Genomic DNA, 18226 nt, shown 5'->3' with positions numbered 1-18226 from the left:
TAAAATTAAATTTCAATCGATTGTTATAATCGATTTACAACGGCTTTTTTAGGAATTTTCACCGACCATATTCCTCTCAAATCTCCTGCTTTAAAATTCCTCGCTAGATCTTCCGAATAAAGAGAATCTATCCTTCCCAAAACAGCTGCCTCTATGTCATTTGTTGGATCGCCGTGGCATGACAAACACAATTCTGAAGAAATAACAATGGCCTTGGTATAAAGCAAAACATCCCCACCCGGAAGGGTTTGGATATTTGATTCATTTTTGATCCCATTTTCTGAGTTGTATTCATACGCCTCCAGAATTGGCAATTCTTCAGGGGTGGGCAAATTCTCCTGGTTTCTGGCACGAAAGGAAGTCCGTCGAATCGAAACCCCGTGTTTCTTACTCAGCTCTTCTGTAATAGACAGAGCATTTACATTGCAAAATTCCAATGCCCCCGTAAAACCTCCTTCCCCTACTGCCTTGTGGAGGTTTTCCATTAGGAGCTGCTGTGCTTCCAGGCTAATAGAATCTCCCCAAGACATTGCTTCTTGGGTAATTTGGGCATCGGATAGCTTCTTAGCTTCCATAGCCTTATTTACCTCATCAAAAACACTTTTGGAAACACGTTCCCGAGGTCCGCAGGCAATCAATACTAAGGCGGCGAGGGCAAAATAGAAGAGGTGTTTCATCTGTTTATATTTTGATTTTTAATGGTCAGATAGCCTGTCCCGATTCTCGGGAGAATCTCGCACGGCGAATAATCATCCCTCTCCCGAAGCAAGTTCGGGACAAGTTGTGTGTCGTCTTCGACATGCTCGATTTCATAACATTGAAGAGTTAAGGAAGTCTAAAAATACAAATCATTGCTTGGATTCACTCTAAGTTTAAATCTAGTTTCCAATGCTACTGAAACATTCCATCACTTTGGGAAGATCCGAAATAGCTTATTTTTGTTTTATTCAATTATGCTTATGCGAAAAGGCATTGGTCTGTTTATTCTCAGAAAGGCGTAAACGGGGCTATGGAAAGAAGAATCCGCTGTGTCTCCTCAGGACGCGGTGAATTTCCAATGAGATATTTCCGATGAGGGAGCTATAATCCTGCAAGAAAGATGCTCTGCTGCTGGAGGCAATAAATAGGCTGGAATTGTTTACCTTACTCAAGTCCACCGTACTTGGCGGTCTTTTTGTTCTTAATATATTAACCAATAGAAATACAGCTATGAAATGCCCATGTGAAAGGTTTCTCACACAGAGGAATGATTATTTCGGGCATTCCATATGACCATTGAAATGAAAATTATAATCATATGAAATCATTGTTTTCTCTATTTTTACTTGCTATAGCCATAGCCGCCTGTAAAGGGCCGAAAGAGGATTCCCCACTAGATGCAGCTTTTTCCCCGTCAGAAGAGCATGTGGAAAAAATCAATACAGCGTGTTTTCTGTATTTTGGAGAAAAAGATACCGTTCGCCTGAAGACGCTGATTGATGGCACTACTGTAACGGGAACGTTAGATTATGCATTTTTCGAAAAGGATAAAAACAGCGGTACCATAGAGGGGGAAATCAGAGGAGACATGTTGATTGCAGAGTATACTTTTCTCTCTGAGGGTGTTACTTCCAAGCGTCAGGTAGTTTTCAAGAATACAGCAGAAGGGTGGAAAGAGGGGTATGGAGAAATGAAATCGGTGGGCGATATTCCTGTGCAGGCAAATATTGATTCTCTGGACTATAGCCACCCTATGGTCTTATCCCCCTCCCCATGTGATTAATATCTATTGGATATCATTTTGGGATTCTCCGCTCAATTGCTTAAATTTTAATCTTTCCTACCCAAAATCATCTTTTTTCGTGGCTGATAATGATAATATCAGTCCATACTGTTCACCCTGTTTAAACGTAGTTTATGAAATATTATAGTAGGTTGGTAATCCCGCTTTTGGTTACAATCACACTTGCCTTTTCAAAATTCTATTTCAAGACAGTTTCTCAAGATTGGGAAGGAGTATGGTCTTATCTTACCCATATTAATACCGTCCTGATTATTTTCGGGTTTACTTGGTGTTTATTGGTATTGATGCAGATTTTAAAGCGAATCTTTATCAAGCAATACGACATTTCCCAAGAGGATAATCTACGTGCCAGGAAAGTCCTTACACAGATTAATATCTTGGTGAAAGTTGCCAATTTCGTAATCATACTTTTGGGAATAGGATTGATACTTATCTCCTTTGATTCGGTTCGGAAAGTTGGTGTGGGCTTTTTTGCTTCCGCGGGAGTAGCTGGAATTATTATTGGTTTTTCTGCCCAAAAAGCCATCGGAACGCTGATTGCAGGGATCCAGATTGCGTTTACCCAGCCATTTCGGTTGGAAGATGCAGTATTGGTAGAAGGGGAATGGGGATGGATCGAAGAAATCAACCTGAATTACATTGTAGTGAGAATCTGGGATCTTCGCAGGCTGGTGCTGCCTACTACCTACTTTCTGGAAAAACCTTTCCAAAACTGGACTAGAACTTCAGCAGCTTTATTGGGCTCTGTTTTTCTATACACGGATTATACCGTTCCTTTTGACGAGCTGCGTAAAGAACTGGACAGAATTTTGGAAACTACGCCACTTTGGGACAAAAGGGTCAAAGTCCTGCAAGTTTCCGATGCGAAGGAATTCACTGTGGAAACAAGGATTTTGGTCAGTGCAAAGAATTCTCCCACAGCTTGGGATTTACGTGTTTTTGTACGGGAAAAAATGATAGAATTTATTCAGAAGAATTATCCGGAAAGCCTTCCGAAAACTAGGATTGAGATGACCCAAAAGAATAATCCATGATCTACTTAATCAGAAGAAATAAACCTGATTTTTCAATTCTCCGGCCAGAACTTGTATAGAAAATGGCTTTATAAACATAGCTCCCATTTGGTGACTCTTTTCCCAGCCATGAACCATCCCAGCCCTGAGTTTCCAGTGAATTGTCTTCAAAAATCAACTCCCCCCAAGTGTTGAATACATAGAATTCGATGGAAGAGAAACCTATATAATAAGGTCTAAAATAGCGGTTCTTTGCTTTGGAAGGAGTAAATGCATTGGGGAAGATAATCCTGTAATCATCCCTTACTACCACCGTTCGCTCATAGGAGTATATACAACCAATGCTATTTGTGACACTAAAGACTACCGTATAATTCCCTTTTTTAGCATAAGTATGTTGCGGGTTCTTAAGATTGCTTATACTCCCATCTCCGAAATCCCAATGCCACGCTATGCCATCCCACTCGGACATATCTATGAAATTAATCTGCTGAAAAACCTGAATGGTGTCATTTACAAGCATGTCACCACCATTCCCCAGATCCATTTCATAATTAAAGCTAGTTTCCAATATCTCCTCCGCAATCGTTACATCAATGCCTTTAATCTCGGACCAGCAATTGAAATCCTTGTAACTACTTTTAACCAAGTATACACCGCTTTCAGTTTGATAATAGATCTCGTCGATAAGTATAGGTCTTCCTAGGGGATCCAAAACCTGATAGTCAAAAGTCTCCGTGTCAAAACCAACTATGGAATTACTCAAATCCACAGAGCCGTTAGGATCGCAAAGTGCTGACGGCCTCGTAGTACTTAGTTCCGGCACATCAAAAACTCTGACTTTGATGTGTTTTAATGAAGCTGGTGTATCCGGATCCGATATTCCCACATAATAGTTATATGTAGAGGCTTGAAGATAGGTATTTGCCGTAGCTTCATAGACTAACCCAATAATTGTAAGTGCTCCATCACTTTCAATTTGAAATTCCACCCCATCTACAATTTCCGAGACAATTTCTTCTGTGCCCGCCGGATCATGATACCAAGTATATAAGGCTCCCGTCTGATTTTGTTTGGGTCTAATAGAGACAGGCTCACCTTCGCAGATTTCTATAAAATCAGGGTCGTTCGTTTGTCCATATGAAACAGTTGCCGAAAGTAAGATTAAAAAAAAAAAGAAGAGTTTTAATAAGCGGAAGATTTTTTGTTAACAATACTCATTCAAAACAGTAGGAAGGTAATGATAGAATCAACAATTACTATTTTTACTATGAAACTGGCCGAAGAGTGATCTGTAAAATATTCTGCATTTGTGTAAATTTCATAATTTATATTTTACTATGCAAAACAAAACCAACTAATATTCTAACCATATGCATTATTTAAAAATCAGACGATTATATTTTGACATTAGGTGTCCAAGTGCAGGAAAAACTCTCAGGAGCACCACCCTTAAAATCCCATGAGCGAATCCTTCAAGGCTTAGTCTTTAATAAAATAGACACACCTATTTCGTTGATTTATTGCCTAACTATTGACGACCCTTTGAACGTTTTAGAGCAAAAGCAATTTCTCCCTGATCTACATGATCGCACCCTGAAACCTACAAATCTTGATACTAACTTAGTATTTGAAACAAGGGATAACCTTGGACTTTTGGTTTCTATTCTTCTCATCACCCCACAAGAATGAGTAAGTGAGCGAAATCTCATGCGCACCTCCGCTGTTTTTTAAGCCTAATTTTGAAATGGTCACATCATAAGAATAGCCAATGTCAAGGCCACTTGGCAATGACACGCCTACCACTCCTATGATGGCTTCGTTGTTAGGCAGATTGTTTTTGGTAGGAAGTCCCCTATACCATACGCCCAATGCCAAAGGATCTACAAATAACTGGGCCCCCACATCAAGTTGATTGAATGGGTCTTGCTGCTTGTAATTGAAAGCAAAGGAAAGAGAACGCTCGGCATAAGCATGTGTAAAATAATCCCTACGACCAGGTGGCAGGTCAAATTTTATACCGCCCTGAGCAGAAAATTTCATCGGGAGTTTAGAGATTTGGCCTTCTACGAACGAAGTGTTCGGCTCAGACAGGTGATGAACTGATGCTCCCAGCCAGATTTTATTGGAGTAGAACATCCCTCCTGCACTGTAATCAATAAAACTGTAGCGACTGTCTATCGGAACTCCATCGAGTTCGTCAGTAATGCCTCCTATATTACCATTGATGATATCAATCTGAGTTCCAAATACCAGATCTGAAAAGAATGCATCGCGTTGCATATAGCTGGCCATACCCCCAATCCTAAAAAACATATTTTCGCCCAATTTCAATCTGTAGGCATAAGAAAGTCCTATTTCATTGGTGGAAAGGTTTGCCAGACTTTCTTTGCTGCCGTTGAAAATCAATCCAATGCCGCTGTTGTAATCAAAGATATAATGATCGATATAAGCTGAATAGGAATTGAAGCTGTGGTCTAAGCCCGGCCATTGATTTCGATAGTTGACACCTACACGGGTAAGTTCACTCGCACCCGTCAATGCAGGGTTCAGATACAGGGGGGCTGCGTAGAATTGAGAGTACTGGGTATCCTGAGCTATTACATTGGAAAAAATGCAACAAATAGCCCCTAAAGTAATGAATACACCAATTATCCTCCTAAACATAGATAGCTAAACCATCATCATGCACAAATCTATGCATTAGTAAAATGGCAAAGGTTAAATAATTATGATTTAACGATTTGAAACTACTAGGGCGTATGATTGGAGGCTTACAATCAATTGAATTTCAAATCAACTTGAGGAATGCTTCCGTAAACACTCCTCAAGTTGAAATCAATTCGGTCAATAATTATACCAAAGGGCTTGATGTGTGGAATATGCGAAATTAAATATCTAAAACAATCTGGTGTCTTAGTAAATCCTCAAATACTTCCTGTTTTCTAATGAGTTGTGCTTTTCCTTGCCACACCAAAACCTCCGCGGGACGAAGCCTGGAATTGTAATTGGAAGACATACTGAAGCCATATGCTCCTGCATTTTTGAACACAAGAAGATCGCCCTGGGAGACTGATGCGAGCATCCGGTCTTTGGCAAGTGTATCCGTTTCGCAGATATAGCCTACTACATTATAAGGTTTTAAGTCTCCTTCAGGATTGCTTAAGTTGTATACATCATGGAACGCCTCGTACATCATAGGTCTGATGAGGTGATTCAGACCTGAGTCCACTCCCACAAACGTGATTTGGGGAGTCTTTTTTACCACGTTGGATTCCACAATCAAATATCCTGACTCACTTACTAGAAATTTACCCGGCTCCAGCCACAGCTCCAATTTACGTCCGTATTGCTCACAGAATTCATTAAAAGCCGCAGACACCTTCGTGCCGACTTCTTCGATATCCGTAGATGGATCACCTGATTTGTAGGCAACTTTAAATCCTCCACCGAAATCTAGAAAGGCAAGATCAGGGAAGTTCATTGCAGCTTCAAACAGCACATTTCCACCCCTTAAGAATACCTCGGCATCTAGGATGTCAGATCCTGTATGAATATGAAGCCCCTCGATCTTAATATTGAATTTATTCACTACTTCCAGTATTTCGGGAAGTTGCTGAATAGAAATCCCAAATTTGCTTTGAATATGGCCAACAGAAATTTTAGCATTTCCCCCCGCCATAATGTGTGGATTGATCCGAATGCATGCAGGTTTGGTATTGCCATAAGTTGCTCCAAACTCCTCCATCAGCGGGATGCTGTCCAGATTAATTATGACTCCCAACTCGACGGCTTGTTTTACCTCCCGGAAATTCACTCCGCTAGGCGTATACATGATTTCTGATGCTGCAAAGCCTGCTTGCATGCAAATCATCACTTCTTCGATAGAGACAGCATCTACTCCTTCCCCTGCTTTTTTTACCAGCTTCAGTATATTGATGTTGGAAAGTGCTTTTGTCGCATACTTAATTCGCAGAGGAACCGTAGCAAAGGCGGATTGAAGTGATTTGATTTGACTCACTATCTTATCTCCGTCATATACATATACCGGTGTGCCGAATTCTTGGGCGATGGATTCTAAACTTACTCCCTGAAGTTGAGTAGGGTGCTGAGATGCTGACATTATCTGGAATTTGCGGCCAAAGATAGCCAAATAACAAAAAAAGGAGGCATCTGCCCCCTATTTTCATTAAGTTATAGTGTAATTAAGAAAACGCTGTTTTCGAACATAAATATAAAACAAGGAGTTGAAATTAATCATCTATCCACTCTCGCTGTGGCGGTTAAATATTGTTAAGCTCCCTTAGCAGGCTGATTTTAGGATTAAATTTGTGCAATGTCGAAAAGCAACATCATTTTCATCGTGGTATTGATGTCCCTGGCCAGCTTTGGTCTGATGGGATTTCAATTGTATTGGGTGAGCAATGCTATTCGAATAAATAGAGAGCGCTTCGAGCAAAACGTCTATCAGGCGCTTTCCGGTACTGTCGAACAGTTGGAAAAAGGGGAAACTTCAGCAGCGTTCTACGGCTATCTGATGCAGGACTCAATCTTCAGCAGGTCCCTCTTCGAAAAAATAGATCCAATTGATTTTGACCTTACGGTAAGTTCCAGAAGAATCTCCAGAACCAGACCCTCACTGGTGGACTCATTCTTTCAAGAGCCCGCCCCGAGAGTGAGCCAGACCTTCAGGCGAATACTTGAATCAAGGGGTGTGGATATGAATCAAATGGAGGAACTGGAGGCTTTTTTCGCCTATATGACTCCGGATTTGGCATCCAAGATGTTTACCCCGGATGAAATGGAGGTTTTGCTCCAGGAAAAGGAACGCCAACTTCAGTATCTGAGTAGACGTGAAAATTCTCCCCAGAAGCAAATAGCCACAGTAAATGAATCCATTGTGGAGGTACGGCCACAGTTCAACATCAGCGACGATGCCTTGGAAAAGGTTTATAGGACAAACATTAAAATTGAGTTTATAAACAAGGCGTTGGAAGAGATCACCGCAGGACAAAAGGCAATATTGGACAGACTGGACACTGCTAAAGTAAAGAGGCTGCTGAAAGGATACTTGCTGGAAAGAAATATATCCGAGGACTTCGAATTGGGACTGATCAGGGATGATGGTTTATTGCTTCCTATAGGACCGGTGAAGCAGCAATTTGTTCTGTTCCAGAAGGGCATTCAGGCAAGACTTTTTCCCAATGATATTTTTGGCAAAAAAAACTACCTGACCGTGTATTTTCCGCAGAAAAACACACACGTAATCCGTGAAGTCTGGCTTCCCATATCAAGTTCTATACTTTTCATAGCAGTGATTATTTCTTGTTTCATCTATGCGATCAAGGTAATTATCCGTCAAAAAGCACTTTCGGACACGAAAAATGATTTCATCAATAATATGACTCATGAATTCAAGACTCCTCTGGCTACGGTCAGTCTCGCTGTAGAGGCCCTGCAAGATCCCGAATTGTCCAGTCAGGACAAATTTCGCTCTAGGTACTTGGGTATTATCAAGGATGAGAATAAGCGATTGGTATCACAGGTAGAAAACGTTCTTCAGGCTGCTGCGTTGGATAAGAAGGATTTTAATCTCAAGATTGAGACGCTGAATCTTACGGAGATTTTGGAAAGCACTGTGGATCATTTTGGGCTTCAGGTGGAGAAAAAAGGAGGGCAGATCTCCCTTATCAATGATCTGACAAATCCTATAATTGAGGGAGATTATTTTCATCTCACCCATATTTTCAACAACCTGCTGGACAATGCAAATAAGTATTCCCCGGAACATCCAATGATCAGTATTGAGGCTAAAGACGATGCACTGCAGGTCTTCATCACGATAAAGGATGAAGGAATTGGGATGAATAAAGACGCACAACGGAAAATTTTTGATAAATTCTACCGGGTTCCTACCGGGAATTTACATGATGTCAAAGGCTTTGGCCTGGGATTGTCTTATGTGAAAACCATGCTGGAAGCCCATAAAGGGGGTATTCAAGTAAGCAGCGAACTTGGAAAAGGAAGCTCATTCACCATTAACTTACCAAAGAAACAATGAGTAAAGCAAAATTATTAGTGGTCGAAGACGATCCAAACCTGGGAGATATCCTTCAGGAATATTTGGAAATGAAAGGTTATGAACCTACGCTTTGCCGTGATGGTGAAGAAGGATGGAACAAGTTCAAGAAAGGAAAATTTGATCTTTGCCTACTCGACATTATGATGCCGAAAAAGGATGGGTTTACCCTGGCAAAGGAAATCAAGAAAGTGGAGGAAAACCTTCCTATACTTTTCCTTACTGCAAAAAACCAAAAGGATGACATCATAGAGGGGCTCAAGATTGGCGCTGATGATTACCTGACAAAACCGTTCAGCATGGAGGAATTGCTTCTTCGCGTCAATGCTATTCTTAGGCGAACGCATAAAAATGAAGAGATAAATCCACTAAAGGTATATTCATTTGGTGGCTTTGTGCTGCACTACGATGAGCAATTCTTGGATGGCCCAAAAGGGCGTCACAAGTTGACTTCCAAAGAAAATGAGCTTATCCGCCTGCTGGCTTCTGAAATCAACAATCTGGTAAACAGAAGCCATGCGCTAAAGCAGATCTGGGGAGATGATAGCTACTTCAATGCGCGAAGTATGGACGTATACTTAAGCAAAATCCGTAAGCTGCTGAAGGATGATCCAAAAGTGCAAATCATAACCGTTCATGGCGAAGGGTTTAAGCTGATCGTAAGCGAAAGTTAAGTTAATCAAGGCAGTGTTCTCACTGCCTTTTTTGTGGAGTCTATTGTAACCGTTGAGGCACAGAATACCTCTATTCTGTGCTCTTTACTCTCTTGGGTAGCAAGCTGTTTTTTTATGGAATCCGCAGCGTGAAATGCGCGTTCAAATCGTTTTGAAAAAATCATGAGTTTGGACGCCTAGTTCAGACACTTACCTTCTGTATGACACAGACCTCGGCGATAGGTGCATCGACAGGAGATCGTCTCCCCGAAGACAGCTGAGGCGAATCGAAATTTCCCGCTGATCACAACTTCATAATAGTGTTTGGGATTTTCTCTTATTTTTACTCAAACCACCAGCCTGACCTTTGAAAGAAAAAATAAACACATGAAAAATAACTTAGTAAGAAACGCAGCATTAGGATGCTCCATCCTCCTTCTGGTTATATTCGGTTCGGCAAGAGCGCAGACCTTCGCCGAAAATGGAATGGTTGTCTCAGACCATGTAATCGCCTCAGAAGTAGGGGTTGATATTCTCAAAAAAGGTGGGAATGCCATAGATGCTGCTGTAGCCACAGCATTTGCACTGGAAGTGACGCATCCTGAAGCGGGGAATATCGGGGGAGGAGGCTTTATCGTATTTATGAAATCAAATGGGGAAGTAACAACTTTTGATTTTCGCGAAAAAGCTCCTTTGACTGCAAGCCCAACCATGTTTCTGGATGAAAATGGAGGGATAAAGGATAATTCAAATCATAAGGGACTTCTCGCCGTAGGCGTACCGGGAACCGTCGCAGGATTGTATCAGGCACATCAGAAGTATGGAAAACTTCCTTGGGCGGAATTGGTGAAGCCATCAGTGGAACTGGCCAAGAAGGGTTTCACGATGTCTTATGGCCTGTACAATGTGGCTATCAGAGTGACAGACCGGGATCCTTCCGAGGATATAATGAAGAATTACTTCAGGGGTAAAAATGGAGAAATCGTAAAGCCAGGGGAGACCTGGCAACAACCTGCGCTGGCGAAAACCCTTAAGGAAATCCAAAAGAAGGGAAGAGATGGATTCTACAAAGGCTGGGTGGCGCAGGAAATAGAAGATTACATGGCGGCAAATGGCGGTATCATTACACGCAGAGATCTGGAAAAGTATGAAGCTGTAGAACGAGAGCCTCTGAAAGGCACTTTCAATGGATATGACATTTATTCCATGCCTCCTCCCAGTTCGGGTGGAGTTGCCTTGATTGAGATGATGAATCTCATGGAGGAAGCCAACATTTCTGAGATTGAGTTCAACTCTACTGCCTATGTCCATCTGGTGGCAGAGGCAATGAGAAGAGCTTTTGCTGATCGGGCAGAGTACTTAGGAGATCCTGATTTCAATCTTGATATGCCTTTGGATAGATTACTGTCCAAGGAGTTTGCGAAAAAACGATTTGAAAACCTTGATATGGCCAACGCATCTGTCAGCGATCCGGCTAAGTTCGGCCATCCATATGGAGGTGACAATACCACCCATTTTTCAGTAGTGGACAAAGAGGGGAATGCCATCTCAATGACCTATACTCTGGAGAACTCCTATGGTGTCAAAATGGGATCAGAGAAACTGGGCTTTATTTTCAACAATGAAATGGGAGATTTCAATCCTGTTCCGGGAAAAACCACAACTACGGGCCAAATCGGAACGGATCCTAACTTGGTTGCACCTGAGAAGCGTATGCTATCCAGCATGACACCGACTATCGTGGCAAAAGACGGGAAACCCTATTTGGTAATCGGAAGCCCGGGAGGAAGAACTATTATCAATACGGTCTTCCAGACGGTATTGAATGTCTTGGCTTACGATATGCGGGTGGACAGGGCGATAGAAGCCATGAAAATCCATCATCAATGGTTGCCTGACCGTATTCTGTATGAGCGTAATCTGCTGTCACCGGATACTAGAGAGGCACTGGAAAAAATGGGTCATACACTCGCTCCGACCACAAATATCGGCGTGTTGATGGGTATTACTTACGATGCTTCCAAAAAACTCTACACCGGTGCTTCGGATTCTTCCAGTGAAGATGGAGGTGCCAGAGGCTATTAGTAAGTTAGAATTACGGGATTTCTTTTTTCCAACACCAAATAATTTTACTGTTCAAGGTTAGCGAAAAGACTAATTAGGGATTCAGGAAAGCAAGAAGATTGAGAGACTGATTATTCGGAAGTTTTCAGTACTGAATTTATTGTTATTTTGCCTTTTGCTTAGTCTCTGTTTCCCGTACAACCCCAGTCTACATGAATTATTTACTACTTATTATTGCTTTTAGGTACCTGCAGACCCACGAACAGACGAAGCTGGTCTATCCCGAGTGGCGGAGTACATTTTTTAAATGCTTAATCGCAGGATGTGTTCTACTGGTGCTTCAGATAACGGCCCATTCATTGGATTATTTATTGACTTGGGTATCTCATGCGGCATCATTATATGTCGTATATGCGGCATATACCCAAAAGGAATTTTCTCCGCTGAGAAATTTTGTTTATTCCTTTATCCCTTTGGTGATAATCTATATTCTTCAGGATTTTACAAAACTGGTCGCACCTATTTTTTATGACAGCTATGAGGCGTGGTATGAGACAGCAGAGCTATTTGCCTGGATATGGTTGGTGGCACAATTTGTAATCAACCGTAAGCAGCGGAAAGCTTTGGAGATAGAGCGAATAAAAGCAGCTCAGCAAGAACTCCAATTCAAGCAATCGCAGAAATTAAAGGATGCCTTGGAAATACAAGTGGCAGAGCGAACTGCGGAAATTACCGCTCAAAAAGAAGCGTTGGAAAAGACACTTGATGAGCTTAAGGCTACCCAATCCCAACTGATACAATCCGAGAAAATGGCTTCTCTGGGCGAGCTCACCGCGGGAATCGCCCATGAAATCCAAAATCCATTGAATTTTGTGACCAATTTTTCTGAGCTGAACAAGGAGCTTCTGGAAGAGTTGAAAGGCGAATTGGAAAAAGGTGACCTTGAAGAAATAAGGCTTATCGTAAGTGATATAGAAGGCAATGAAGATAAGATTATCCATCACGGAAAGCGGGCTGACGCTATCGTGAAAGGTATGCTTCAGCATAGCCGAAGTAGCACCGGAGCGAAAGAGCCTACAAATATCAATGAACTGGCTGACGAATACCTTCGTCTATCCTACCACGGGCTCAGAGCTAAAGACAAGTCATTCAACGCAAGCATGGAAACGGACTTTGACCAGACAGTGGGCAAAGTAAATGTGGTTTCCCAAGAGATCGGAAGAGTGATTTTGAATCTTGTCAATAATGCCTTCTATGCAGTTTCCGAAAAGAAAAGGCAGTTGACTGATATGGGGGATTCCGAACTTGCCGACAGCTATAAGCCCACGGTATGGATAAGTACCAAGCGAACTGCCAAGGGGGTTGAAATTAAGGTAAAAGATAACGGAACAGGAATGCCGGAGGAGGTAAAGGACAAAATCTTCCAACCTTTTTTTACTACCAAGCCTACTGGGTTGGGGACGGGATTGGGGCTTTCGCTGAGCTATGACATCGTGAAAGTACATGGTGGAAAACTGACCGTCACGAGTCAAAATGGAGGTGTGGAGAGTGGAGAAAATTCCTGGACAGAATTCCTGATTTTCATTCCTGAAAAAAATCAAAACGCATAAAGAAACTATATCAATTTTACCCAAAGAAGGAGAGTTTTCCAGATTTGAAATTACATTGCCAATCATATTATCAACACCATGACAAAAATATTAATCGTCGATGACGAGCGGGATGTAGAGCTGCTTTTTCGTCAGAAATTCAGGAAAGAAGTCAGAAGTGGGCTTTTGGATCTTGCGTTTGCATTTTCGGGCGACGAGGCACTTAAGTTACTTGCCAGCGAACATCCACCGGAAGTGGTATATGTCTTTTCGGATATTAATATGCCGGGCATGACGGGGTTAGAATTGCTAAACAGGATAAAGAACCGATTTCCGGCTATCAGCGTGAGTATGATCTCGGCTTATGGAGATACTGAGAATTACAAGAAAGCGATGGAATCCGGAGCCAGGGAATTTTTCACCAAACCGATAGATTTTGATTCGCTCAAAAAAGAAATAGGGAGAATAATCAATCAAAACTAGATCAGTAAGCTATGGCTAAAATACTCGTAGTGGACGATGAGGCAGATCTGGAGATTCTAATTACTCAGAAATTCCGGCGAAAGATTCGGACTGGAGAATATGATTTTGTTTTTGCACTGAATGGTCGCGAAGCATTGGAAACATTGCTGGCACATCCTGATATCGACATGATCCTGAGTGATATCAATATGCCGGAAATGGATGGGCTCACGCTGCTGACCAAGGTCAAAGAGCAGAATCCGCTACTCAAAGCCGTGATTATTTCTGCCTACGGCGACTTGGAAAATATTCGTACTGCGATGAATAGGGGAGCATTTGATTTCATTACCAAGCCTGTGGATTTTCAGGATTTGGAGATCACGATAGAGAAGACTCTTCAGCACATCAATCAGATCAAATCCACCCTCACTGCATTGAAAGAAAATAACATCCTGAAAATGTACGTGGATGAAACGGTCCTCAATTTCATGGTAGGAAAGGAATCCGAAACATCCCTAATGGAAAACGAAACTGTGGAAGCAACAGTGGTTTTTGTGGATTTGTCCGGATTTACCCGAATTTCTGAAAATGAGGAACCGAATGTGGTGGTCTCCCTACTCAATGAGTATTTTGACCTAATGGTACGGGAAATTATCGATCAAAAAGGTTCTGTGGACAAATTCATAGGTGATGCGGTAATGGCTGTATTCAAAGGTTCAGATCAGGTAGAAAGAGCATTGAGAGCTTGTATAGCCATCAGAGATAAAATGAACTCAATGCCCATGTATTCCGAAAAATCAAATTTCAGTCCCAAGGTATCTATAGGGTTGAATTCAGGGGAAATGGTATCGGGAAATATCGGTTCACGATCACTGAAAAGACTGGACTATACCGTGATCGGGGATGCCGTAAATGTTGCTTCGCGACTTCAAAATGCCGCTGCCCCGGGCCAGATTTTGATTTTGGAGAAATGCACGCGTGGAATCTCTGACTTATTTACTTTTCAACAACTGGGAGAGATCAGCCTGAAAAATAAGGCCAAGCCGGTGTCGGTCTTGGAGGTGGTGAACTAACCTTTAGCAATTGTTTCTGACTTTTTCTATGCCTTACTTGGCTTTGTGAAAAATAAGCTGATCACAGCAATGGCATTCTTTCGTCTTCTGACATTTCAGAAAACAGTGAACTATGCTCTGCTGGCATGCTCATTTCAGATTTCCAGACTTGCAGGCAGACCTATTCTTTGGGGTAAGCCTACCACACTTTCCATAGAACCTACGACAGGCTGCAACTTACGCTGTCCGGAATGCCCCTCTGGATTACGGGATTTTTCCAGACCTACAGGCATGCTTCAGGAAGCTCTTTTCCAAAAAACAATTGATCAAGCACACAGGCATCTCACTTGGCTGCATCTATATTTTCAGGGAGAGCCATTTTTGAATCCGGGATTTTTGAAGATGGTCACATATGCTGATTCCAAGGGTATTTTCACCTCTACCTCTACCAACGCACATTACTTACAACAAAACCAAGTAAAAGCAGTCTTGCAGAGTGGGCTGAAGCAATTGATCGTATCCATGGATGGGATCACCCAAGAAATCTATGAAAAATACCGCGTAGGTGGACGACTGGAGAAAGTGCAGAGCGGAATCAAGCTACTCTTGGCAGAGCGAAAGAAATCCGGACAGCACTTTCCGCGTGTGGTGTTGCAGTTTCTGGTCACGGGACAAAACGAACATCAACTTCCCGAACTAAAACACTGGGCCGAAGAAGTGCAAGTCGATGAGCTGCAGCTGAAAACCACGCAGATCTACGACTTCGAGAATGGTTCCGACTTGATCCCGTCTGATTTGGGATATTCCAGATATGTACCGGCGGAAAATGGTAAGTGGAGGTTAAAGAAAAAGCATGAGGATAAGTGCTGGCGGATGTGGCAGGGGGCTGTGTCTACCTGGGATGGAAAAGTAGTCCCATGCTGTTTTGACAAAGACGCCAAGTACGTCATGGGTGAATTGGAATCACAATCCCTCGCTGCCATTTGGTCCTCACTGCCCTATCAAAACTTTCGAAAACAACTGCTCAGAGATAGAACACAGATAGAGATTTGCAGAAATTGTACAGAGTAAGTCCCGGTCTCCGGTAGTAGAAAGATCATCAACGTATAGGTGTGAAACAGAGTAATAGTTAGAGGTATTTATGGAGCTGTTGGGCACAAAAGCACTTTTTAACCCGCCCGAAAAACCTAAGCTCGAATAGATGGGACACTTAGAATAATCTGTTTTTGGATGAATTTTTAGGTTTATTTTCTACCTTCATGGATAGAACTTTTAACCCTGAAAATCTTTTAAACCATGATTAGAAAAGCAACCGCCGTATGGCAAGGAACAGGTAAGGACGGCAAAGGTACCTTGACCACACCCAGCACTGTTTTAGACAAAACACAATACTCATTCAAGTCCCGTTTCGAAAGCGGAGTGGGTACAAATCCTGAAGAATTAATCGCAGCAGCCCACGCAGGATGCTTTGCGATGAAATTGAGTTTCAACTTGCAGGAAGCCGAATACACCGCAACGGAATTGGATGTGACTGCAAATATTACATTCGAAGACGGTACACTTAAAAAGTCCCATCTGGTTCTAAAAGCCAAAGTGGATGGAATTTCCCAGGAAAAATTTGATGAGTTGGTAAAAGATGCTGAGGAAAACTGTCCAATTTCAAAAGTACTGGACTTGGAGATCTCTGTAGAAAGCACGTTGAATGCTTGAGTGTTAGAGCCAAGAAAAAAGATTCAAGGTTCTTGAAAGCCGTTCGTGGTGACACGAACGGTGGCTTCAGAGCCAAGAAGTTGGATTTTAGTATCAAGTATCTAGACATAAGAGCGGCGGTTTGAGTTAATTCAAGCGCCGTTTTTTTTATTATGTATATCCGCTTTTTTGCCGTTAAAGAGATAATAGCATTCTAGTGTTGAGTGCTAACCAAAACCTGTCAGGTTTCCACCATCGATTTTTGATAAATAAGCGGGTTCTTACGGTTCTAATAGCAAAACCTGACAGGTTTATTCGGTACTTTTTACACTTAACATAACACTAGGATTTGGTGAACTTAAGTATTTGGCTCACTTCCGCCTGCCTACCGGCAAAGGCAGGTTACCCCCGCCTGACGTCGGACAGAGGCCTTCCATCCATTACCCAAGCTATTGACATCATTGCGAATAATCACATATCTCCCAATTTCAAACTCTCAAATTTTAAATTCTACGTCCACCTTCTTTTTCTCCAATTCTCCTGCTGTTCCGGATTCAGAAAAGTCCAAGCGATAAATCTGCTTTTCTTATTTCCCTGAGTCATCTCGACAATCTTCCGATCAGCGACTCTGGCTTTTTTCAATGCTAAAATCAGTTCCCTGAGATGCTCTTCCTTCGATACTATGGCCGTGTACCAAAAGCAATTGAATTTAAAAGTTTTGCTTTCTGAGATCATCTTTTGAATGAAAGCGAGTTCTCCACCCTCACACCAGAGTTCGTTGTTCTTTCCACCAAAATTCAAAGTAACCTTCTTGCCTACTTTACCTTTGAGGTTTTTTACCTTTCTCGTACTTCCTGCCTCAGCGGCGGCCAGAGATTCATGGAATGGAGGGTTGCATATCGCTAGATCAAAGACATCATCTGACTTGATGATTCCTACCAGAATTTCCTTGGGGTTTTCCTGAAGCCGCAGTGAGACTTTTCCACGGAATTTGGGGTTTGCATACAGGTTTTCCTGGGCGGAACCCAATGCTTCCTCGTCTAGTTCTGATCCTACAAAGGACCAGTGGTAAATCGAATTTCCCAGTATAGGGTAAATGCAGTTTGCCCCCGTTCCTACATCCAAAACCTTGATTTCCTCACCATTCGGCATCTTTCCCCCATTGCTTTCCTCAAGCAAATCAGCCAGATAATGGAGGTAATCTGCTCTTCCCGGAATCGGCGGGCAGAGATATCCGGCAGGAATGTCCCATTGATCAATCTGATAGAAAAATTTTAGTAAAGCTCTGTTGAGAGCCTTGACAGCTTTCGGATCGGCAAAATCAATGCTGAGGTCGCCATACGCATTTTCAGAAACAAACTGACCCAGTTCAGGCAGAGAACTGATCAAGCTCGGGAAATCATAGCGCTCACGATGGGCATTTCTGGGATGAAGTGCAGTTTTGATGGCCTTTTCGCTCATTCTACAAATTTAGTGAAATCAGCGTGTAAATATGTGGGGCTTCTGAAAGGATAGGAGTTTGAATCATCTTTTGATGCTGGTAATCAATGGTTTAGTTTGCTTTTAGTTTTATCAATGATTTTTATTCTAAAAAGGATGTAGTTTCAGAAAAATTTAGCCGTATGAAATCGAGCATGATCCCGTACGTACGGGATCACACACTGGTATGCCCCGATAGCTATCAGGGATAATGTATGCGAGATTCTCCCGAATCAAGTTCGGGACAGGCTATCTGACCATTAAAAATCAAAATATAAACAGATGAAATATCCATGACGGGAGCGCGACACACAGGGGCATGATTATAAATCCCGGCATCCACCATTTTCGTAGAAATCAACC

General features: G+C 42.2%; 15 protein-coding genes. 10 read left to right on the top strand and 5 right to left on the bottom strand.

The annotated features are described in order from the left end of the window. Positions 1–23: 23 nt before the first annotated feature. A complete protein-coding gene (locus tag J2X69_RS03420) occupies positions 24–677 on the bottom strand; it encodes a DUF3365 domain-containing protein (protein ID WP_310098527.1) in 654 nt (217 codons plus the stop codon). Positions 678–1297: 620 nt separating this feature from the next. Between J2X69_RS03420 and J2X69_RS03415 the strand changes: the two genes are divergently transcribed. Both J2X69_RS03415 and J2X69_RS03410 read left to right on the top strand, forming a co-directional pair. Further along, positions 1298–1762, top strand: a complete 465-nt coding sequence (locus J2X69_RS03415) for a hypothetical protein (RefSeq protein ID WP_310098524.1) — start codon at positions 1298–1300, stop codon at positions 1760–1762. A gap of 134 nt (positions 1763–1896) precedes the next feature. Further along, positions 1897–2817 (top strand): mechanosensitive ion channel domain-containing protein, encoded by a 921-nt coding sequence (locus J2X69_RS03410; RefSeq protein WP_310098521.1) that lies wholly within the window; start codon positions 1897–1899, stop codon positions 2815–2817. A 1-nt stretch (position 2818) separates the two neighbouring features. Here J2X69_RS03410 and J2X69_RS03405 read toward each other — a convergent pair whose 3' ends face one another. From J2X69_RS03405 to lysA, 3 genes are all read right to left on the bottom strand, one after another. Then, positions 2819–3787 (bottom strand): PKD domain-containing protein, encoded by a 969-nt coding sequence (locus tag J2X69_RS03405; protein WP_310098518.1) that lies wholly within the window; start codon positions 3785–3787, stop codon positions 2819–2821. 632 nt (positions 3788–4419) lie between these two features. After that, positions 4420–5463 carry a type IX secretion system membrane protein PorP/SprF gene (locus tag J2X69_RS03400; RefSeq protein WP_310098514.1) on the bottom strand — a complete coding sequence of 348 codons (1044 nt, stop codon included), beginning with the start codon at positions 5461–5463 and terminating at the stop codon, positions 4420–4422. Between the two features lie 223 nt (positions 5464–5686). After that, positions 5687–6919: a diaminopimelate decarboxylase gene (lysA, locus tag J2X69_RS03395; protein WP_310098511.1), complete on the bottom strand. Its 1233-nt coding sequence runs from the start codon at positions 6917–6919 to the stop codon at positions 5687–5689. A 213-nt stretch (positions 6920–7132) separates the two neighbouring features. Here lysA and J2X69_RS03390 point away from each other — a divergent pair, with 213 nt between their 5' ends. The 8 genes from J2X69_RS03390 (at position 7133) to J2X69_RS03355 (ending at position 16405) form a co-directional block, all read left to right on the top strand. Then, positions 7133–8857: a HAMP domain-containing sensor histidine kinase gene (locus tag J2X69_RS03390; RefSeq protein WP_310098508.1), complete on the top strand. Its 1725-nt coding sequence runs from the start codon at positions 7133–7135 to the stop codon at positions 8855–8857. Then, positions 8854–9549, top strand: a complete 696-nt coding sequence (locus J2X69_RS03385; RefSeq protein ID WP_310098505.1) for a response regulator transcription factor — start codon at positions 8854–8856, stop codon at positions 9547–9549. Before J2X69_RS03390 ends, J2X69_RS03385 begins: the two co-directional genes overlap by 4 nt. Positions 9550–9915: 366 nt before the next feature. Then, a complete protein-coding gene (gene ggt / locus J2X69_RS03380; protein WP_310098502.1) occupies positions 9916–11613 on the top strand; it encodes a gamma-glutamyltransferase in 1698 nt (565 codons plus the stop codon). A gap of 191 nt (positions 11614–11804) precedes the next feature. Beyond that, complete coding sequence (locus J2X69_RS03375; RefSeq protein WP_310098499.1) at positions 11805–13202, top strand: ATP-binding protein; 1398 nt, start codon at positions 11805–11807, stop codon at positions 13200–13202. A gap of 78 nt (positions 13203–13280) precedes the next feature. Further along, the gene (locus tag J2X69_RS03370) at positions 13281–13664 is read left to right on the top strand and encodes a response regulator (RefSeq protein WP_310098497.1); all 384 of its coding nucleotides are present in this window, start codon (positions 13281–13283) and stop codon (positions 13662–13664) included. A gap of 11 nt (positions 13665–13675) precedes the next feature. Continuing rightward, positions 13676–14716 (top strand): adenylate/guanylate cyclase domain-containing protein, encoded by a 1041-nt coding sequence (locus J2X69_RS03365; protein WP_310098492.1) that lies wholly within the window; start codon positions 13676–13678, stop codon positions 14714–14716. Between the two features lie 45 nt (positions 14717–14761). Further along, positions 14762–15766, top strand: a complete 1005-nt coding sequence (locus J2X69_RS03360; protein ID WP_310098487.1) for a radical SAM/SPASM domain-containing protein — start codon at positions 14762–14764, stop codon at positions 15764–15766. A gap of 225 nt (positions 15767–15991) precedes the next feature. After that, positions 15992–16405 (top strand): OsmC family protein, encoded by a 414-nt coding sequence (locus tag J2X69_RS03355; RefSeq protein WP_192347326.1) that lies wholly within the window; start codon positions 15992–15994, stop codon positions 16403–16405. Positions 16406–16894: 489 nt separating this feature from the next. Here J2X69_RS03355 and rlmF read toward each other — a convergent pair whose 3' ends face one another. After that, complete coding sequence (gene rlmF / locus J2X69_RS03350) at positions 16895–17845, bottom strand: 23S rRNA (adenine(1618)-N(6))-methyltransferase RlmF (protein WP_310098480.1); 951 nt, start codon at positions 17843–17845, stop codon at positions 16895–16897. Between the last annotated feature and the right edge of the window lie 381 nt (positions 17846–18226).

The sequence above is a fragment of the Algoriphagus sp. 4150 genome (genome assembly GCF_031457395.1).
Classification (GTDB): domain Bacteria; phylum Bacteroidota; class Bacteroidia; order Cytophagales; family Cyclobacteriaceae; genus Algoriphagus.
The sequence above is the reverse complement of the archived record's forward strand: the minus strand, read 5'-3'. Positions and strand labels throughout refer to the sequence as shown.